Source organism: Streptomyces sp. CB02400 (genome assembly GCF_001905725.1).
Taxonomy (GTDB): domain Bacteria; phylum Actinomycetota; class Actinomycetes; order Streptomycetales; family Streptomycetaceae; genus Streptomyces; species Streptomyces atrovirens.
In genome coordinates, this window is sequence record NZ_LIWB01000018.1 from 184,001 (window position 1) to 203,052 (window position 19,052).

General features: G+C 70.8%; 18 protein-coding genes, 1 pseudogene and 1 riboswitch. Of the genes and pseudogenes, 8 read left to right on the forward strand and 11 right to left on the reverse strand.

Annotated elements, in window-relative coordinates; all coding sequences use genetic code 11:
* Positions 1–165: 165 nt before the first annotated feature.
* Together AMK33_RS32715 and AMK33_RS32720 are read right to left on the reverse strand one after the other, a co-directional pair.
* Positions 166–1,509 carry an NYN domain-containing protein gene (locus tag AMK33_RS32715; RefSeq protein WP_073936620.1) on the reverse strand — a complete coding sequence of 448 codons (1,344 nt, stop codon included), beginning with the start codon at positions 1,507–1,509 and terminating at the stop codon, positions 166–168.
* 103 nt (positions 1,510–1,612) lie between these two features.
* Entirely contained in the window at positions 1,613–1,852 is a 240-nt protein-coding gene (locus tag AMK33_RS32720) for a hypothetical protein (protein ID WP_073936621.1), read from the reverse strand.
* Between the two features lie 156 nt (positions 1,853–2,008).
* Between AMK33_RS32720 and AMK33_RS32725 the strand changes: the two genes are divergently transcribed.
* The 7 genes from AMK33_RS32725 (at position 2,009) to AMK33_RS32755 (ending at position 8,396) form a co-directional block, all read left to right on the forward strand.
* Positions 2,009–2,743: a rhomboid family intramembrane serine protease gene (locus tag AMK33_RS32725; protein ID WP_073936622.1), complete on the forward strand. Its 735-nt coding sequence runs from the start codon at positions 2,009–2,011 to the stop codon at positions 2,741–2,743.
* Positions 2,740–3,021 (forward strand): Lrp/AsnC family transcriptional regulator, encoded by a 282-nt coding sequence (locus tag AMK33_RS32730; RefSeq protein ID WP_073936623.1) that lies wholly within the window; start codon positions 2,740–2,742, stop codon positions 3,019–3,021. Before AMK33_RS32725 ends, AMK33_RS32730 begins: the two co-directional genes overlap by 4 nt.
* A gap of 300 nt (positions 3,022–3,321) precedes the next feature.
* Positions 3,322–3,636 carry a small secreted hydrophilic protein gene (locus AMK33_RS32735; RefSeq protein WP_073936624.1) on the forward strand — a complete coding sequence of 105 codons (315 nt, stop codon included), beginning with the start codon at positions 3,322–3,324 and terminating at the stop codon, positions 3,634–3,636.
* Positions 3,563–5,062, forward strand: a complete 1,500-nt coding sequence (locus tag AMK33_RS32740; protein WP_201263120.1) for a sensor histidine kinase — start codon at positions 3,563–3,565, stop codon at positions 5,060–5,062. Before AMK33_RS32735 ends, AMK33_RS32740 begins: the two co-directional genes overlap by 74 nt.
* The gene (locus tag AMK33_RS32745; protein ID WP_073936625.1) at positions 5,059–5,721 is read left to right on the forward strand and encodes a response regulator transcription factor; all 663 of its coding nucleotides are present in this window, start codon (positions 5,059–5,061) and stop codon (positions 5,719–5,721) included. The genes AMK33_RS32740 and AMK33_RS32745 overlap by 4 nt, the downstream gene beginning before the upstream one ends.
* An 89-nt stretch (positions 5,722–5,810) precedes the next feature.
* Entirely contained in the window at positions 5,811–7,226 is a 1,416-nt protein-coding gene (locus AMK33_RS32750; protein WP_073936626.1) for an SLC13 family permease, read from the forward strand.
* Between the two features lie 12 nt (positions 7,227–7,238).
* Positions 7,239–8,396 carry a glycerate kinase gene (locus AMK33_RS32755; RefSeq protein ID WP_073936627.1) on the forward strand — a complete coding sequence of 386 codons (1,158 nt, stop codon included), beginning with the start codon at positions 7,239–7,241 and terminating at the stop codon, positions 8,394–8,396.
* Between the two features lie 169 nt (positions 8,397–8,565).
* Here AMK33_RS32755 and AMK33_RS32760 read toward each other — a convergent pair whose 3' ends face one another.
* The 6 genes from AMK33_RS32760 to ctaE all read right to left on the reverse strand — a co-directional run bounded on the left by AMK33_RS32760 (position 8,566) and on the right by ctaE (position 16,141).
* Positions 8,566–9,939: an aminotransferase class V-fold PLP-dependent enzyme gene (locus tag AMK33_RS32760; RefSeq protein ID WP_073936628.1), complete on the reverse strand. Its 1,374-nt coding sequence runs from the start codon at positions 9,937–9,939 to the stop codon at positions 8,566–8,568.
* A gap of 162 nt (positions 9,940–10,101) precedes the next feature.
* Positions 10,102–10,218, reverse strand: a riboswitch (SAM riboswitch).
* Between the two features lie 507 nt (positions 10,219–10,725).
* Entirely contained in the window at positions 10,726–11,790 is a 1,065-nt protein-coding gene (trpD, locus tag AMK33_RS32765) for an anthranilate phosphoribosyltransferase (protein ID WP_073936629.1), read from the reverse strand.
* Positions 11,791–11,944: 154 nt separating this feature from the next.
* A complete protein-coding gene (gene qcrB, locus AMK33_RS32770; RefSeq protein ID WP_073936630.1) occupies positions 11,945–13,582 on the reverse strand; it encodes a cytochrome bc1 complex cytochrome b subunit in 1,638 nt (545 codons plus the stop codon).
* Positions 13,579–14,637 carry a cytochrome bc1 complex Rieske iron-sulfur subunit gene (gene qcrA, locus AMK33_RS32775; RefSeq protein WP_073936631.1) on the reverse strand — a complete coding sequence of 353 codons (1,059 nt, stop codon included), beginning with the start codon at positions 14,635–14,637 and terminating at the stop codon, positions 13,579–13,581. Before qcrA ends, qcrB begins: the two co-directional genes overlap by 4 nt.
* The gene (qcrC, locus tag AMK33_RS32780) at positions 14,634–15,446 is read right to left on the reverse strand and encodes a cytochrome bc1 complex diheme cytochrome c subunit (RefSeq protein WP_073936632.1); all 813 of its coding nucleotides are present in this window, start codon (positions 15,444–15,446) and stop codon (positions 14,634–14,636) included. Before qcrC ends, qcrA begins: the two co-directional genes overlap by 4 nt.
* Before the next feature lie 83 nt (positions 15,447–15,529).
* Positions 15,530–16,141 (reverse strand): aa3-type cytochrome oxidase subunit III, encoded by a 612-nt coding sequence (gene ctaE / locus AMK33_RS32785; RefSeq protein ID WP_073936633.1) that lies wholly within the window; start codon positions 16,139–16,141, stop codon positions 15,530–15,532.
* A 238-nt stretch (positions 16,142–16,379) separates the two neighbouring features.
* Between ctaE and AMK33_RS32790 the strand changes: the two genes are divergently transcribed.
* Positions 16,380–16,781 (forward strand): response regulator transcription factor, encoded by a 402-nt coding sequence (locus AMK33_RS32790; RefSeq protein WP_073936634.1) that lies wholly within the window; start codon positions 16,380–16,382, stop codon positions 16,779–16,781.
* Positions 16,782–16,874: 93 nt separating this feature from the next.
* Here the strand turns inward: AMK33_RS32790 and AMK33_RS32795 are convergent, their stop codons facing one another.
* From AMK33_RS32795 to AMK33_RS32805, 3 genes and pseudogenes are all read right to left on the reverse strand, one after another.
* A complete protein-coding gene (locus tag AMK33_RS32795; RefSeq protein WP_073936635.1) occupies positions 16,875–18,152 on the reverse strand; it encodes a L,D-transpeptidase in 1,278 nt (425 codons plus the stop codon).
* A 116-nt stretch (positions 18,153–18,268) separates the two neighbouring features.
* Positions 18,269–18,667, reverse strand: a complete 399-nt coding sequence (locus AMK33_RS32800) for a cytochrome c oxidase subunit 4 (protein WP_073936636.1) — start codon at positions 18,665–18,667, stop codon at positions 18,269–18,271.
* Positions 18,664–19,052: pseudogene (locus AMK33_RS32805) on the reverse strand (cytochrome ubiquinol oxidase subunit I); the annotation flags it as partial. The gene AMK33_RS32800 and the pseudogene AMK33_RS32805, both read right to left, overlap by 4 nt.

Genomic DNA, 19,052 nt, shown 5'->3' on the forward strand with positions numbered 1-19,052 from the left:
CTTGTGATCAGTTCAAATCCCCGGACACAAAATCTCCGTTACAGCGGGTTTATTCGGTCCGAACTCACCTGCGGTGACGTCCCTTTGACGCTACGTTGCGTGACGGTTCCGTCAATTCGGGCAAAGATCCTGTACGTTGCACGGGGGACGGATGGGAATCAGATATTAGGAAAGCCTCTTGAGGAGCATCGCCGACGCGACGGGGCGTGCGCCCGCGCGGGCCACCCCGTCGGCGACCTCGCGGTCGGTGGAGGCGACGATGACGGGCCGCCCCGGTGGCTCGGCGCGCACCAGCTGGCGGATCAGCTCGTCGGCGGTGACGCCCGGCTTGGAGAACAGCACCCGCACCCCGCGCGGCGGCGCGAGCAGCACCGGCGCGACCAGTTCGGCGCCGTCGAAGACACAGGTCACCTCGGCGCCGGTCTGGGCGGCGAGCTGGGCGAGCTGGCCCAGGAGCCTGAGCCGCTGCTTCTCCAGGGGCATCTGGGGATAGCCGGTCTTGGTGACGTTGTAGCCGTCGACGACCAGATGGGCCTGCGGCAGCGCCAGCAGCTGGTCGAGGACGGCCGGGTCGTGCTCGGACAGCGCGCGGTTGGCGATGTCCTTCGGGGTCATGCGGCCGGGCTCGACGGCGTCCACGGTCTCGGCGGGCCGGACGGACACGGGGGGCAGCGCCAGCTCCCGGCGGAGCCCCTGAGCGGCGTCAAGGACGGTGTCGAGGAGCAGCCGGACCCGCATGTCCTCCACGCTGCGGCCCTCCCGGGCGGCCCGGCGGGCGGCCTCCAGCGCGGCTTCGGTCTCCCCCAGCCGGGCCTTGAGACGCCGGCTCTCGCTCTCGGCGGCCGACACCTGGGCATGCCCCTCGGCGCGCACGGTCTCCATCTCGCCCCGCAGCTTGCGCACGGCGGCCTCGCCGCGCTTGACGTCGCTGAGGGCGGAGCGCAGCTTGCGGTGCAGCGACTCGGCTTCCTTCTTCGCCGACTCCAGCTCGGTGCGCAGCCGCTCGGTCTCGGACTTGGTGTGCTCACGGGCCCGGCCGAGTTCGGCGCGCAGCCGCTCCAGCTCGGCCCGGGTCTCCTCGTCGGCGCGCTCGGCGTCGGCGCGCTGGGCCTCCTCGCCGGCGGCGGTCACCAGCTTGACCCAGCCGGCCGGACGGAGCACATAGGCCGCGGCCGCCACGTCGAGCGGGTCCGCGGCCGGGGGCGGGGAGCCGGAGTCGAGGGCGCCGGTCAGTTCCGGCTGGGCCTCTCTGAGCTTCTCCCCGATGCGCTGCCGGAACAGCGGATCGGTCTCCAGCGCCGCGGCCATGGCGTTGCCGGCGAACTTGGCACGCCGGTTCGGGGCGAAGCGCGCGTACTGCCGGAGCTGGGCGGGCAGCTCGGCGACCGTGAGCCCGCCGAAGCCGTCGGCGACGATCTGGACGACCCGGCGGCGCACTCCGTCGGGCAGCGGACGGTCGAGCACCTCGGCGGCGCCGTCCCGCGGCCCCCCGCCCGTGGTCTCCACCATCCGTCACACCCCAATGTCTGTGTGCGACCCCGCGCGCGGGGTCGCCGTCAGCGGGGCCCTCCTCCACTCTCGACTTCGCTCGAGCGGGAGGGACCCCCTTCGCTCAGGAGCCGGCACCCGGCCTGTCCACGAGTTCCACCTGGTCCACGGCGTTGCACCAGCGGCACCGCACCGACTCGATGGTCTCATCGAGCACCTCGCGCTCCTCGACCTTGGGCTCTCCGGCCAGATCGAGGTGGACGTACTCGACGACCTTCGACGAGCGGGTCACGTCGAAGCGGGTGAGGTTGCCGCAGAGGGTGCAGCGCCACCGCGTCGAGGCGGTCGGCAGAGGAACCGTCATCGTGGCTGTTCGCCTTCCTTCCAGTGTCCGTGACACACCGGATCCCCGGTGCGTATGGCTCGTAACCCTACGGCCTGGCGGGTCCCCGCCGCCCGCCCGTCCACGGCGGCGAGGCGGTCTGTGCGGTTGCGTCCGGTTACGTCATGCTCTGTATTCATGATCCGCAACTGGAGTGCGTCGGCCGCCGGGGCGATCCGGGGCACCTCCGCGCCGGTGACCCACACCCTCATCGTGCTGTGCTGCCTGGTCTTCCTGATCGGGCCGGCCTCCGGCCTGCATCCGGCCCACGGCTCCGGGGAGGAGCTGCTGGACACGCAGAGGGCCTATTTCCGGCACTGGGGCGTCATTCCCGCAGACCTGTTCGAAGGGTCCCTCGAGGCCGTCCTCACCCCCGCCACGGCGCTGTTCGTGCACGGCGGCTGGGTGCATCTGCTCGGCAACATGCTGTTCCTCCACGTCTTCGGAGCGATGACCGAGGCACGGATGGGCCGGGTGCGGTTCACCCTGTGCTACGCCGGCTGCGGCTACCTCGCGCTGCTGGGGTACGCCGCCGCCAACGCGGACTCCGAGCGGTCCCTGGTCGGTGCCTCCGGGGCGATCTCGGCGGTGCTCGGCGCGTTCCTCTTCCTGTTCCCCCGGGCCCGGGTGACCAGTCTCCTGCCGTTCCTGTTCTTCCTGCCGGTACGGCTGCCGGCATGGGTGGTGCTGCCGTTCTGGGCGGCGCTGCAGTGGGCGGCGGCGGGGCGGGCGGGCGAGGGGCCGGGGGTGGCGTACCTGGCGCACCTGATCGGGTTCGGGCTGGGCTTCGGCTACGCGTGGGTGCGCTTCGGCAGGGCGACTACAGTGAAGGCCGCCCCTGCTCCGGCCCCCGAGGGAGAGAACCAGCCGTGATCACCGCGATCGTCCTCATCAAGACCAGCGTGGACCGGATCCCCGAGATCGCGGAACAGATCGCCGCGCTGGAGAGTGTCAGCGAGGTGTTCTCCGTGACCGGTACGTATGACCTGATCGCCATGGTGCGGGTGCGTGAGCACGAGGATCTGGCGGAGGTCATTCCCGGTCGGATCAGCAAGATTCCGGGGGTGGAGGGGACCGACACGCATGTGGCGTTCCGTACGTACTCGCAGCACGATCTGGAGGCGGCGTTCGCCATCGGGCTGGACAGCTAGCGGTCCGCCGGGGGCGGGGGGCCCGGCCTCCGGCCGGTGGCGGTCCGGGGTGGCTCAGCCAGTTCTTCGCCCCCGCCGTCCCGTCCCGTCCCGTCCCGTCCCGTCCCGAACCGAACCGAACCGAACCGAACCGAACCGAACCCGGGGCTCCGCCCCGGACCCCGCTCCTCAAACGCCGGAGGGGCTGGATTGTGCCGGAGGGGCCGACTTTCAGCGGACGGATGACATCCAGCGGGTGGATGAAGAGTTCTTCATCCGGCGCTCATCCGGGGGCTCCGGTGCGGTGCGCAGGATCGGGGCATGGTCTTCACTCGCCGGATGGCGGCGCTCGCCGCCGTCGTGCTGATTCCGTTGGGCGTCGCCGCGACCAGCTTCGCGCTCGCCGACAGTCCCGAACCGCCCAAGGTGCCGCCCCAGGTCGAACTGGACAGCGGCTCACCCACTCCGACGTCCACGGCCCCGTCCGCGCGGCCCGAGCCGACGCCGAGCGACGAGGTCGTCTCCCGGCCTCCGGTGACCGACAGCCCAGCGGGTGACGACGATGACGACGATCGAGGCCAGGACTCCCCGGACGACACCCCCGGCGGGGACGACGGACCCGGCGACGACGGCTGACGCCCCTCTCCGGCGGATCTCCGCCCGGGTCCGCATCCTGCTGTGGCTGCTGTTCGTCATGGCGGTCGCGCTCGGCTCGGTCGCCATGACCACCCGCTCCTTCCTGCTGCGGGACGTCGACCACCGGATCAACGGGCTGCTCGCCCAGGAGGCAGGCGAGTTCGCCAACTTCGAGGAGCGCGGCTTCGATCCGGAGACGGGCCGGTCCTTCACCGACCCGGACCGGCTGCTGCGGGTCTTCCTGGAACGGCAGTACGCCGACCCGGACGAGGAACTGATCGGCCTGGTGGCGCGGAAGAGCGGCGACCCGGCGAAACTCACCCAGCCGCGCGACCTGCCCGTCGCCCTGCCCCTGCACCGGGACGGCGACGCCCGGCGCCGCATCTTCGACTCGCCCGACGCCTCCGGCGTGCTGCACCGGCCCGAGGGCGAGATCCGCTGGGCCAAGGTGTCCGTGGCCCGGCACGGCGGCGGCGCACCCGAGGCGGCGTTCGTCGTCGCCTTCCACCCCGAACGCGAAGTGGCGCGGGTGGACGAGGTGTTCCGGGTGCTGCTCGCCATCTCCGGGGTCGCCCTGCTGCTGACCACCGGCATCGGCTGGGCGGTCGCCGGGCGGATCCTGCAGCCCGTACGGCTGGTACGCACCGCCGCCGCGCAGCTCACCGAGCAGGACCTCACCCGCCGTATCCCGGTGCGCGGCCACGACGACATCGCGGCCCTCGCCGAGACGTTCAACGCGATGCTCGACCGGCTGGAGCGGGCCTTCGCCGCCCAGCGCCAGTTCGTCGACGACGCCGGCCACGAACTGCGCACCCCGATCACCATCGTGCGCGGCCATCTGGAGCTGATGGGCGACGATCCGGCCGAGCGCGAGGAGACCGTCCGGCTCGTCACCGACGAACTCGACCGGATGAGCCGCATCGTGGAGGACCTGCTGCTGCTCGCCAAGGCCGAACGCCCCGACTTCGTCACCCCGGAGCCGGTCCAGCTCGCCGAACTCACCGCCGACGTCTACGTCAAGGCCCGCACCCTCGGCGAACGCGACTGGCAGCTCACGGACATAGCCGACCGGGAGGCGGAGCTGGACCCCCAGCGGATCACCCAGGCGATGGTGCAGCTCGCGCAGAACGCGGTGCAGCACACCACCACCGGCCAGACCATCCGCATCGGCTCGCGCGCACAGGGTTCCCGGATCGAGCTGTACGTCGCCGACTCCGGCCCCGGTGTCCGGCCGCAGGACCGGGAGCTGATCTTCGAACGTTTCCGGCGCGGCACCTCCCGGCGCGGGACGCGCGGTTCGGGCGCCGGGCTCGGCCTGTCGATCGTCAAGGCGATCGCCGAGGGCCACGGCGGCCGGGTCCGCCTGCACGACACCGAGGGCGGCGGCGCCACCTTCGTACTCACCCTGGGAGACACACGGACGTGAACCGCATTCTGATCGTCGAGGACGAGGACCGTATCGCCTCCTTCGTGGAGAAGGGCCTGCGCGCCAACGGCTTCACCACCACCGTCGTCCCCGACGGCGAGACCGGCTACGAGTACGCCCTGACCGGCGGTTTCGACCTGGTCGTCCTGGACATCGGGCTGCCCGGCCGGGACGGCTTCACCGTGCTGCGCGAGCTGCGCGAGTCCCGGGTGACGACCCCGGTGATCGTGCTGACCGCACGGGACTCGGTGCGGGACACGGTGGCCGGTCTGGAGGGCGGCGCCGACGACTGGATGACCAAGCCGTTCCGCTTCGAGGAACTGCTCGCCCGGGTACGGCTGCGGCTGCGTACGGCGGCCCGTGCGCCGGAGGTGACGGTGCTCAAGTCCGGTTCGCTCAGCCTCGATCTGCGCACCCGCCGCGCCCGCGCCGGGGAGCGCACCGTCGACCTGACGGCCCGTGAGTTCGTACTGCTGGAACTGTTCCTGCGCCACCCCGGGCAGGTACTCTCCCGCGAGCAGATCCTCTCCCACGTGTGGGGCTACGACTTCGACCCGGGCTCCAACATCGTGGACGTCTACGTGCGGGCGCTGCGCAAGAAGCTCGGCGCGGAGAAGGTGGAGACGGTCCGCGGGATGGGCTACCGCCTCCCCGCGTGACGGCCCCGCGGCGGGATGGGCCCGCCGGGTGAAGTTCCTTTCATCTTCGGCTCATCGACGGCTCACCGCCCCGGTGGATCGTCGATGACGTGACACTGAATCCCCGCTTGACCGCGGCCCTGTGCGTGGCGCTGTCGCTGTGCGCGCTGCTCGCGGTCCCCGGCAACTTCCCCGGTCTCGGCGGGGACGCGCGCCTCACCCTCGCCGTGTTCGCGCTGGCGACCTGCGCGTGGGTCGGTACGCCGATCGACGACACGTACATCGCGCTGGGCGCCGGACTCGCGCTGACGGTGACCGGGGTGATCAGCAGCGACACCCTGTTCGGCACCCTGGGCGACTCGACGGTGTGGCTGCTGATCTGCGCGTTCGTGCTGGCCGCCGCGGTGAGCCGGACCGGGCTCGCGGGGCGGGCGGCGGCCTTCCTGGTCGGCGGGGCCCGTACGGTACGGCAGTTGACGCATCTGACGACGGCCGCGCTGGTCGTCACGGCGTTCGCGGTGCCGGCCACCTCCGGCCGGGCGGCGCTCGCCCTGCCGGTGTTCCTCGCCCTCGCCAAAGCACTCGCCGACCGGAAACGACTGGTCGTGATGCTGGCACTGCTGTTCCCGACCGTCATCCTTCTGTCGGCGGTGGCGACCCTGATCGGTGCGGGCGCGCATCTGATCACCGTGTCGGTGCTGTGGGAAGCCGCCGGGGAGCGGGTCGGCTTCACCGAGTGGCTGCTGCTGGGGCTGCCGCTGGCCGTGGCCTCCTCCCATCTCGCCGCCGAGGCCGTCCTGTTGACCACCACCCGGCGCGCGGACCGCGAGGGCGGTGTGCACATCACCGCCGAGGAGATCCAGCGGCACAGCGACCGCCCGGTCACCGGCCCCTGGACCCAGGCCGAGAAGCGCTGCGCCCTGCTGCTGGCCACGGTCGTCGCCCTGTGGTGCAGCGAGCCGCTGCACCGGGTGTCGCCGGCCATGGTCGCCCTGATCGGCGCGGTCGTCGCCGCCTCGCCGGCGCTCGGCACCGTACGGCTGAAGGACGCGCTGAAGACGGTGCCCTGGTCGCTGCTGCTGTTCATGGCGGCGACGATGGCGATGGGCGTGGCGCTCGCCGAGTCGGGCGCGGCGAAGTGGCTGGTCGGCGGGCTGCCGGCGGGGATCACGCCGGTGATGTTCCTGGCGGTCGTGATCTCCGTCAGCACGGCCGCCCATCTGATCCTGCAGTCCCGTTCCGCCCGTTCCTCCGTGCTGGTCCCGCTGGTGGTCGCGGCGGCCGTGGGCGCCGGGGTGAACCCGGTCGCCGCGGCGCTCGCCTCCACCGCCGCCGCCGGCTTCTGCCACACGCTCCCGGCCTCCGCGAAACCGGTCACGCTCTTCGCGGACATCCCCGGCACCCCCACCTACACCCCGCGCGACCTGCTGCGGCTGTCCGCCGTGCTGGCCCCGCTCACCGCCGCCCTGGTCCTGCTGTTCGCCGTCGCGGTGTGGCCGCTGCTCGGCGTCCCCGTGACCCGCTAAGGAGTTCCCCTCATGCTGAACCGTGTCGTCGTAGCCCCCAGCGGCTTCAAGGAGTCGCTGTCCGCCCAGGCAGCCGCCGACGCCATCGCGGCGGGCGTCCGCCGGGTGCTGCCGGACGCCGAGATCGACCGGATCCCGCTGGTGGACGGCGGTGAGGGCACGGCCTCGGCGCTGGCCTCGGCGACCGGCGGCCGGCTGGTCGCGCTGGCCGCCACCGGCCCGGTCGGCGAACCGGTCGGCACCCACTTCGCGCTGCTCGGCTCCCGGGACACGGCGGTGGTGGAGATGGCGGCGGTCGCCGGCCTCTCCCTGGTCCCCCGCACCCGGCGCGACCCGGGCGCCACCACCACGTACGGCGTCGGGGAACTGATCCGCGCCGCCCTCGACCAGGGCGTACGGCGCATCCTGGTGGGGTGCGGCGACTCGGGCACCTCCGACGGCGGCGCGGGTGCGCTCCAGGCGCTCGGTGCGCGGCTGCTGGACGCGGACGGGTTCGAACTGGCAGCCGGCGGGCGTGAGTTGACGCGCCTGGCCCGCATCGACCCGACCGGGCTCGATCCCCGTCTCGCCGGTGTGGAACTCCTCGTCGCCTGCAATCCCTTCAACGTGCTGTGCGGGGAGCGGGGCGTGGCGCGGGTGTTCGGTCCGCAGAAGGGAGCGAGTCCGGAGCAGGTGGAGGAGTTGTCGGCGGCGCTGGAGAACTGGGCGCGGGTGCTGACCCGCGATCTCGCCGTCACTGGAACCGATCTGCGCCTCGGGCGCGGTACGGGCGCCTCCGGCGGGCTCGGCGCCGGGCTCGCCGCCCTGGGCGGGGCTCTCCTGCCGCGCTTCCACGTCCTGCTGGACCACCTCGACCTGGACGCCCGGCTGGCCCGTGCCGATCTGGTCGTCACCGCGGAGGGGGCGCTGGACCACCAGACGCCGCGCGGGAAGGTACCGGCGGAGGTGGCACGGCGCGCCAAGCTGTCGGGGCGGCCGGTGCTGGCGCTGGCGGGGACGCTCGGGGAGGGGGCGGGGGAGGTGCCGGGGGTGGATGCCTGTCATGGCATCCTGCCCGCGCCGATGGCTCTGGCGGAGGCGCTGGTCCGCGGCGCGGAGCTCCTCACCGACGCCACGGAGCGCGCCCTGCGCATGATCGTGTTGGGCGCCCGGCTCCCGGCGACCACCTAGTTTTTCGCCCCCGCCGCCCCTTCCCGTCCCGAACCCGGGGCTCCGCCCCGGACCCCGCTCCTCAAACGCCGGAGGGGCTGAAACTTAGCCCCTCCGGCGTTTGAGGAGCGGGGGCCCGGGGGCAGCGCCCCCGGGATGGGACGGGTAAGGGCGGCGGGGGCGAAAGAAGTCACTCCCGGGCGGAGGTGTCCGGGACGCAGCGGCCGTCCACCGTCCGGTAGTTCCAGCGGGCGCCGTCCCGCACGAGCTCCCGCACCGCCCGTACGAACCGCTCCACGTGCTCATCGGGCGTCCCCGCCCCAAAGCTGACCCGAATCGCGTTGAGCGACTTCTCACCGGGCCCCGCCTCAGGCGCCCCGCACTCCCCCTGCGCCCGCGCATCACCACCGAGCAGCGTACGCACCAGCGGATGCGCGCAGAACAACCCGTCCCGCACACCGATTCCGTACTCCGCGGACAGCGCCGCCGCGAAGTGGGAGCTGTTCCAGCCCTCCACGACGAAGGAGAGCACACCGACGCGCGGGGCGTCGTCCCCGAACAGGGACAGGAACCGCACCTCGGACACGTCCGCGAGCCCTTCGCGCACCGCCCGGACCAGCCGCTCCTCACGCGCGGCCAGCGCCTCGAACCCGGCCTCGGTGAGCGCCTTGCAGGCGGACGCGACGGCGTAGGCACCGATGACGTTGGGCGAGCCGGCCTCGTGGCGGGCGGCGCTGTCGTGCCACTCCACGTCCACTCCCCCGTCCTCGCGCCGGGTGACCTTGCGGCTGGCGCCGCCGCCCGCGAGGTAGGGCTCGGCCTCCCGGAGCCAGTCGGCGCGGCCGGCCAGCACACCGGAGCCGAAGGGGGCGTACAGCTTGTGCCCGGAGAAGGCGACCCAGTCCACGTCCAGGTCGGTCACCGAGACGGCGTGGTGCGGGGCGAGCTGGGCGGCGTCCAGCACGATCCGCGCGCCGTGCGCGTGCGCGGCGGCGGCCAGTTCCCGTACGGGCCACAGCTCGCCGGTGACGTTGGAGGCGCCGGTGACGCAGACCAGGGCGGGGCCGTGGGGATCACGGTCGGCGAGGGCGCGCTCCAGGGTCTCGACGGCCTGGCGGGGGCTGCGCGGGGCGTCCAGGTAGGTGACGCGCGCGTCCCGCCAGGGCAGCAGGGAGGCGTGGTGCTCGGTCTCGAAGACGAAGACCTCGCAGCCGTCGGGGAGCGCGGCGGCGAGGAGGTTGAGGGAGTCGGTGGTGGACCGGGTGAACACCACCTGGTCCCCGGTACGGCAGTCGAGGAACCCGGCGACGGTCCGGCGGGCGTTCTCGAACAGGTCGGTGGAGAGCTGGGAGAGGTATCCGGCGCCCCGGTGGACGCTGCCGTAGTACGGCGCGTAGGCGGCCACGTCGTCCCAGACCCGCTGGAGGGCGGGGGCGCTGGCGGCGTAGTCGAGGGCGGCGTAGGTGACCTCGCCCCCGGTGACGAGGGGAACGGTGACGTCCCGGCCGAGGACGGGCAGCGGGGCACAGACGGACTGGTCGGCGGCAACGGTGGAAACGGACATGACACAACTCCCGGCGAGGCAGGCGGAATCCCCGCGCGAGCGCACATCGCTCAAGCGCGGAAGGAAGAGAAAAGGGGTGCGCGGAGGCGGGGCTCGGCAGCCCTAACGCATTCGCTTGCTCACGGAAGACTCCTCGACGACCAGGACCCCTGGTGTGCGAGGGGTCCGCGCTTGCCGTGAGCCTTGCTGCTCACGGCCTGGTCTTCACCCGGGGCACCCCGCCACGGACGGAGGGTTGCCGGACAGCCGGCCGGGGCCTGATGGCTGTCACTCATGACCTGAACGGAAAAGTACGCGAAATGATCGACGCCCCGCAACCCATGTCCGGATCGCGGAACATCCCACCGCCGGGCGGCAGGGTCTGCCCGGCGGATCGCCCCGGAGGAAACCGGCGGTGCCTCGCAGCCCCGGTGTGCGGAGGCGATGGGGCCCCGCGCATGGGGGCCTCCGCATGGAGGCCCGCACACGGAGGACCGCACGCGGGGGCTCGCACATGGGAACCGCACATGAGGGCCCCGCACACGGAGGGCACACACATGAGGGACCCGCGCAGGGAGTCCCCACATGGGGGAGGGCCCCATCATGGGGTCCCACATGGGAGGGCCGCACATGAGCGGCCTCTACATGGGAGGCACCACATGGGGGCCACACATGGCCCTCATGTGGGTCCGCATAGAGGGCCCGCACATGGGGTCCCCCGCTCGAGCGAAGCCGAGCGTGCGACTGCAGAGCACTGGGGGGTGCGCACCGGACCCCGTGCCCCCGGCACCCCCCGCCGGGCAGGCCCTACGCGTTGCTGACGGTCACCCAGCGTTCCAGGAGCCGCTTGGCGGCTCCCGAGTCGATCGACTCGGCCGCCTTAGCCATTCCGGTGCGGATCTGTTCCGTCAGGGTGCCGCCGCCCGGCTCCAGGGCCACCAGTGCCGCCGCCGAGTTCAGCAGCACCGCGTCCCGTACGGGGCCCGGTTCGCCGTCGAGGAGCCGGCGGGCGACCTCGGCGTTGTAGGAGGCGTCGGCGCCGCGCAGCGCCTCCACGGGCACCAGTTCGATGCCGACGTCACGCGGGTCGAAGGCCTCCTCGGTGACCTTGCCGTCGCGGACCACCCACACCCGGGAGGTGGCGGTGGTCGTCAGCTCGTCGAGTCCGTCGTCGCCGCGGAACACCAGCGAGGAGTGGCCGCGCTCGGCGAACACCCCGGCCATGATGGGCGCCATCCGCAGGTCGGCGACCCCGACGGCCTGTGCCTTGACCCGTGCCGGGTTGGCCAGCGGGCCGAGGAAGTTGAACACCGTGCGGACACCGAGCTGGCCCCGCGCGGCGGCCACATGGCGCAGCGCCGGGTGGAACTTCACCGCGAAGCAGAAGGTGATCCCGGCCTCCTCGGCGACCTCGGCCACCCGCTTCGGCGTCAGCTCCAGATTGACGCCGAGCTTCTCCAGGACGTCGGAGGCGCCGGACGCGGAGGACGCGGCCCGGTTGCCGTGCTTGACGACCTTCGCGCCGGTGCCGGCCACCACGATCGAGGACATCGTGGAGATGTTCACCGTCTTGGCGCCGTCGCCGCCGGTGCCGACGATGTCGACCGTCTCGCCCGGCACCTCGATCACATGGGCGTGGTCGTACAGCGCCCGTACGCAGCCGGTGATCTCCTCGACGGTCTCGCCCTTGGCCCGCAGGGACACCGCGAACCCGGCGATCTGCACGTCGGTCGCCTCGCCGCGCATGATCAGGTCCATCGCCCAGGCGGTGTCCTCGGCGGTCAGGTCCCGGCCGTCCAGCAGTCCGTTCAGCAGGGCGGGCCAGGAACGGCCCGCCGCGGTGTCGCCTCCAGCGGGGGTCACAGCGCTCATGGCCGCTCCTGATGGTCGTAGAAGAGTCCGCGGACCCGGCAGGGTACCGGTGTCCACCCTATCCAGGTCCGGGGACGGCGAAGGGCCCCCGTCCGCAGAACGGACGGGGGCCCTTCGCCGTCGTGTGGCGACTGGGGTGAGGCGCTGAAGGTGATCAGTGGTGGCCGTGGCCGCTCGTGATCTCCTTGTACTCCTCGACGGTCGGCTTCGGGATCTGGGCGTCCTCGCCGTAGTAGCCCTTGCTCAGCTTGGCGCGCAGCTTCTCGGTCGCCTTCACCTTGCGCCGGACGCCGTTCTCGTCGACCTCCGGGCCGATCTCGGCCGGCTTGTACTGCTCGTGCGCGGTGAGGGTGTACATCTGCTCCTGGCTGAGCGGCTCGTGCACCTCGATGAACTCACCGTGCGGCAGGCGCTTGATGATGCCCGACTCGCGGCCGTGCAGCACCTTGTCCTTGTCCCGGCGCTGGAGGCCGAGGCAGATCCGCTTGGTGACGACGAACGCGACGACCGGTCCCGCGAAGAAGCCGATCCGGACGAACCAGGTGACCGCGTTGATCGAGAGGTTGAAGTGCGTGGCGAAGATGTCGTTGCCACCACCGATCAACATGATCATGTACGCCGTGACCCAGGCGACGCCGAAGGCCGTACGGGTCGGGGCGTTGCGGGGCCGGTCCAGGATGTGGTGCTCGCGCTTGTCCCCGGTGATCCAGGACTCGATGAACGGGTAGAGCGCGATGATCCCCAGGAAGAGACCGAAGATCACCAGCGGGACGAAGACGCCCAGGACCAGGGTGTGGCCCCAGAAGTTGATCTCCCAGCCGGGCATGGCGCGGACCAGGCCCTCGGCGAAGCCCATGTACCAGTCGGGCTGGGCGCCCGTGGAGACCATGTCCGGACGGTACGGGCCCAGGGCCCAGATCGGGTTGATGGACGCGATGCCGGCGATCAGGGCGGTGAAGCCGAAGACCAGGAAGAAGAAGCCTCCCGCCTTGGCCATGTAGACCGGCAGCAGCGGCATGCCCACGACGTTCTTGTTGGTCCGTCCGGCACCCGCGAACTGCGTGTGCTTGTGGTAGAAGACCAGGATCAGGTGGGCGACCACCAGGCCGAGCATGATGCCCGGCAGCAGCAGGATGTGGATCGAGTAGAACCGCGCGACGAAGTCGGTGCCGGGGAACTCTCCGCCGAACAGGAACATCGAGATGTACGTGCCGACGATCGGCACGGACAGGATCGCGCCCTGGGTGAAGCGGACACCGGTTCCGGAGAGCAGGTCGTCCGGCAGCGAGTAACCGGTGAAACCGGTGAACATGCCGAGGACGAACAGCAGGAAGCCGAACAGCCAGTTGATCTCACGCGGCTTGCGGAACGCGCCGGTGAAGAAGACGCGCATCATGTGCACGAACATGCCGGCCAGGAAGATGACCGCGGCCCAGTGGTGGATCTGCCGGATCAGCAGACCGCCACGGACGTCGAAGCTGATGTCCAGCGTCGACTTGTAGGCCTCACTCATCAGCTGTCCCTGCAGCGGGACGTAACTGCCGTGGTACTCCACCTCGTTCATCGAGGGGTGGAAGAACAGCGTCAGGTACACACCCGTGAGGATGATGATGAGGAAGCTGTAGAGGCAGATCTCGCCCAGCATGAAGGACCAGTGGTCCGGGAAGATCTTGCGCATGTTGGCCTTGGCCAGGGAGTAGATCCCCAGCCGGCCGTCGGCCCAGTCGGCGACGCGCTCGCCGGCCGGTGCCTTCCCGCGTGAGCGGGACTCGGGGGTCGTCGTAGTACTCATCCGCGCTCCCAGAAGGCAGGACCGACGGGCTCTGCGAAGTCGCCGAGCGCTTCGAGGTAGCCCTCGTCGTTCACGCCGATGCGCAGCTGCGGCAGCGGGTGACCGGCGGGGCCGAAGATGACCTTGGCACCGTCGGAAAGGTCGAAGGTGGACTGGTGGCAGGGGCACAGCGCGTGGTGCGTCTGCTGCTCGTACAGCGAGATCGGGCAACCGACGTGGGTGCAGATCTTCGAGTACGCGAGGATGCCCTCGTGCGACCACTCGAGCGACTGCTTGTCCTTGATGTCGTCCGGCTGGATACGGACCAGCATCAGGGCAGCCTTGGCGATCTCGTTCTGGAAGCCGTGGTCGTGCTCCTCCAGGCCCTCGGGCTTGGCGAAGGTCAGCGAGCCCACGATGAGGTCGGACGGCCGCAGCGGCTCGTTGGTGTTCATGTTGACGAGCAGCTTGCCCTTGCCCCACAGGGTGTGGCGCAGCTTGGTCTCGGGCAGCGGCCCGAGCTCGCGCAGCAGCACGACGCCGGAGAGCGGGAACAGGGCGAGGGCGCCGAACATCGTGTTGCGGATCAGCTTGCGCCGGCCGAGCGCCGACTCCTTGGCACCCTGGCGGAAGTCGTCCATGACCTTCGCCTTGACCTCGGGCGAGGCCTCGATCGGGTGCCGCTCGTCGGCCAGCTCCTCGTCGGACATCAGGGTGCGGGCCCAGTGGACCGCGCCCGCGCCGATGGCGAACAGGGCGATGCCGAGCGTCACGCCGAGCGCGAAGTTCAGTGCGCTGATGTGACCCAGCGGGAAGATGTAGACGATCTTCTCGACCGGGATCGCCACGAACGAGGCGATGAAGCCGATGGTGGCCAGCATCGACAGCGTGAACATCAGGGCGACCGCGCGCTCGGACCGCTTGGCGGCCCGCTCGTCGATGTCCTGGATCCGGTGCTCGTGGGGCGGCAGGCCCGGGTCGGCGAACGGGTTCTTCTCGTCCGCGACCTTCACCGCGCCGTGGGTGGTGTCCTGCGCTGCGGGCAGGTTCTCTTCGGGGATGTCTTGGCTACTCATGACTTCTTGGCCTTTGCGGTCCGAGCGGCGACCCACACAGCGACGGCGATCAGTCCGCCGAGACCGAAGATCCAGCCGAACAGGCCCTCGCTGACCGGGCCCAGCCCGCCCAGCGACATGCCGCCCGGGCTCTCGGACTCGTCGGTGTTGACCTCGCCCAGGTACGCGATGATGTCCTTCTTGTTCTGCTCCGTCAGCGTGCTGTCGGGGAAGGAGGGCATGTTCTGCGGGCCGGTGAGCATGGCCTCGTAGATGTGCTTGGGGGCGACGTCCTCAAGGCTCGGGGCGTACTTGCCGTGCGTGAGCGCACCGCCCTTGCCGGTGAAGTTGTGGCACTGCGCGCAGTTGTTGCGGAACAGTTCGCCGCCCTTGGCGATGTCGGCGCCCTCGGGGCCGTACTGCTCTGCGGTGGGGATGGCCGGGCCGGCGCCCAGGGAGGCGATGTACGCCGCCAGCTGGTCGATCTCGGCCTGGGTGTAGACGGCCGGCTTGTCCGGGACCTGCGCGGCCTGCGAGGTGGCGGCCGGCATACGGCCGGTGCTCACCTGGAAGTCCACGGCCGCGGCGCCCACGCCCACCAGGCTCGGGCCGTCGGAGGATCCCTGACCGCCGGTGCCGTGGCAGCTGGCGCAGCCGACCGTATAGAGCTTCTTGCCCTCCTCGATCGTGAGGGACTGGGCGGTTTCGTCGGCCTGCGCCTTGTCCGCGGGTGCGAACACGGCGTAGAGCCCCCCGGTGCATGCCAGCGCGAGGAGTAGGACGACGAGCGCCGCCAGCGGATGGCGTCGTCGTGCGGAGAGCTTTTTCACGGATTACCCCGGTGTCAGGATCTTCTGCGTCGATGCTTCTGGTTGGTGCGCCCGGAAAGGGGCGCGCGCGGATGTGGGCCCGGCTACTTGATCATGTAGATCGTGGCGAAGAGGCCGATCCAGACGACATCGACGAAGTGCCAGTAGTAGGACACGACGATGGCCGCGGTCGCCTGCTCGTGGGTGAACCTCTTGGCCGCGTAGGTCCGGCCCAGGACCAGCAGGAAGGCGATGAGGCCGCCCGTCACGTGCAGGCCGTGGAAGCCGGTGGTCAGGTAGAACGCCGAGCCGTATGCGTCGGAGGAGAGGGACAGGCCCTCGTGCTTGACCAGCTCGGTGTACTCGAGGACCTGACCGCCGATGAAGATCGCGCCCATGATGAAGGTGACGATGAACCACATCCGGAGCTTCTTCACGTCACCGCGCTCGGCGGCGAACACGCCGAGCTGGCAGGTGAGGGAGGAGAGCACCAGGATCGTGGTGTTCGCCGCCGAGAACGGGAAGTTCAGGGCGTCGGCCTTCTCCGACCAGAAGTCGGGTCCGGTCACCGATCGCAGGGTGAAGTACATCGCGAAGAGGGCCGCGAAGAACATCAGCTCGGAACTCAGCCAGATGATGGTTCCGACGCTGGTGAGGTTCGGTCGGTTGACCGACGGGTGCGCGTGCCCGGTATCTACTGTCGTTGCTGTCGCCACGCCGACATTATGTCGGTCGCTTATCCCGCCCTCACTCCCGGGGGTGCCGTTCGGTGCGTTCGGCCCTCCTGGACTGCCCGGATGGCCCATCCGCGAGCCGTGTCGGGGCCGTCCCGGAGCCGTCTCGAAGGCGTGTCCGAACCAGTGTTGACAAGCGGTCTGAGGGGGTAGCATCCGCGCCATTGGTACCCGAAGTTCCCGACAGAGCCGTGCCCTCTCTCTTACGCGTGGAGGAACAATGCAGGCGACCGCCACGGTGCTGGTCTACAGCGACGACGCCAACACCCGGGAGCAGGTGCGGCTCGCCACCGGGCGACGGCCGGCGCCGGACGTGCCCGTCGTGGAGTTCGTGGAGTGCGCGACCCCGGCGGCCGTGCTGGCCGAGCTGGACCGGGGCGGCATCGACGTGTGCGTGCTGGACGGTGAGGCCGTGCCCATGGGGGGCATGGGGATGTGCCGGCAGATCAAGGACGAGGTGTTCAACTGTCCGCCGGTGCTTTTGTTGATCGGGCGGCCGCAGGACGCGTGGCTGGCGACGTGGAGCCGCGCCGAGTCCGCGGTGACCTTGCCGGTGGAGCCGGTGGAGTTCGCCTCGGCGCTGGCCACGCTGCTGCGGCAGAAGCATCTGCAGAGCGCCTGAGGGGGCGGACCTGTCCGTGGTTCGGCGGCCTCGGGCCGGTGGGGGTTGTTCGCGCAGTTCCCCGCGCCCCTGGGGTGCTGCCCCTAGGGGCGTTTACACGATCTGTGGCCTCAGTCGGGCCTGCTCTGCCTGGCTGGGGGTCTTGCCGGTGGTCAGGGCGCTGCCTGCTTGCCAGATGGGCCAGTCGAGGTTCCAGTCGCCGTAGCCGTTGCCGAAGGGTTCCATCGTTTCGCCGGTCGAGTTCTCGACCTTGACGATGTCGCCCTCTCGGACGGTGTCGAAGAACCACTCCGCGTTGTCGGTGCTCATGCCGACGCAGCCGTGGCTGACGTTGTCGTAGCCCTGGGAGCCGACGGACCAGGGGGCGGCGTGCACGTACTCGCCGCTCCAGGTCACCCGGGTGGCGAACTCGACGTCCAGGTCGTACGACTCCGCCGAGCCCTCGGCGATGCCGACGGTGGTGCTGCGCATACGTACGAAGCGTTCCTTGGCGAGTACGACCTTGACTCCGTTGCGGGTCTCGAAGCCGGGCTTGCCGGTGGTGACGGGGATCTGCTTGATCTCCTCGTCGTTCTTGTAGACCGTCAGCCGGTGCGCGGCGGCGTCGGTGACGGCTATCACCCGGTCGCCGGTACGGATCGTCAGGGGCTCGGAGCCGCCGCCCCGCAGCCGGTCGTTGACCTTGACGCCCTCCAGGGTGCTGCGCACGCCGATGGTGGCGTGGGCGGGCCAGTAGTCCTGGGGGCGGTAGTGCAGCTTCTTGTCGTCCACCCAGTGCCAGGCGCCGGACACGGCGGGCGTGGACTCGACCTTCAGGGAGCGCTCCACGACGGCTCGCTGGGCCGGGTCCTTGACGGGTGCGCTCAGCTCGGCTGTGAGGGGCTGGCCGACGCCGTACGTGCCCGCCCCGGGGCCGAAGGTGACGGTCAGGCGCCGGGTGGTGGCGGGCTTGGCGGTGGTGAAGGTGAGGACCTTGCGGCCGGGCGCCCCGTCCTCGTCCTCGGTGCTCACCCGGACCGTGTACCGGGCGCCCGCGGCCAGCGGGGAGGTGCTGTGCCAGCGGCTGCCGTCGGCGGCCAGTTCGCCCGCCACGTGGCGTCCCGAGGCGTCCACGGCGGTGACGTCCGTGATGCGCCCGTCGGAGTCCTCGGCGACGACCTCCAGGGGCTTGTCGGGGTCGGCCTCCCCGCCCGCTTCGACGGATCCGCTGAAGGAGATCTGGTCCGCCGCGTCATAGGGCTCGGCGGACAGCGGGTCGCCGTCGGAGGAGCAGCCCGCGACGCCCGCGCCGAGGGCGATCACCAGCAGCGTGCAGCCGGCGACGCGGCTCCGCCCGGCGCCCGCGCCACGAGGGGACTTGGTGCGTCTCATGGCCTCACGCTAGGAACCCGCGCCGCCCCCGGCTCACTGGACGGCCCGAACGGGTGAGACAACGGCGAGGGGCCCGGACCCTCCTGGTGGAGTGTCCGGGCCCCTCGCCGCCGTGGTCACTGGGTGCGGTTCTCACCGCGGTAGTACTCGAAGACCCAGCCCCAGATGCCGATCAGGAGCAGCGGCGCCGAGAAGTACATCAGCCACCAGCCGATCGCGACGCCCATGAAGGCCAGGGCACCGCCCACGGCCAGGGAGAGCGGCTGCCAGCTGTGCGGGCTGAAGAACCCGACCTCGCCGGCGTCGTCGGCGACGTCCGCCTCCTTGTTGTCCTGCGCGCCCACGTCGACCCGCCGGGCCGTGAAGCCCAGGTAGAAGCCGATCATGATGGACAGGCCGAACGCCAGGAAGAGGGCGGTGGTGCCGACCGGCTCCTTCGACCACACGCCGTAGACCCCGGCCATGATGAGGAAGAAGATGCTCAGCCACATGAACATCTTGCCCTGGATCTTCACTTGCCGGCCTCCTTGCTGCCGGAGAGGGCCTTCTCACCGTGACCGGCGTTCTCGAGTTCGTCGAGTGCGGCGATCTCGGGGTGGTGCAGGTCGAACGCCGGGGATTCACTGCGGATCTTCGGCAGGGTGAGGAAGTTGTGCCGCGGGGGCGGGCAGGAGGTCGCCCACTCCAGCGAGCGGCCGTAGCCCCACGGGTCGTCGACGCCGACCGGCTTGCCGTACTTGGCCGTCTTCCAGATGTTGTAGAAGAACGGCAGCATCGACATGCCCAGCAGGAACGAGGCGATCGTCGAGACCGTGTTCAGGGCGGTGAAGCCGTCCGCGGCCAGGTAGTCGGCGTAGCGGCGCGGCATGCCCTCGACACCCAGCCAGTGCTGGACCAGGA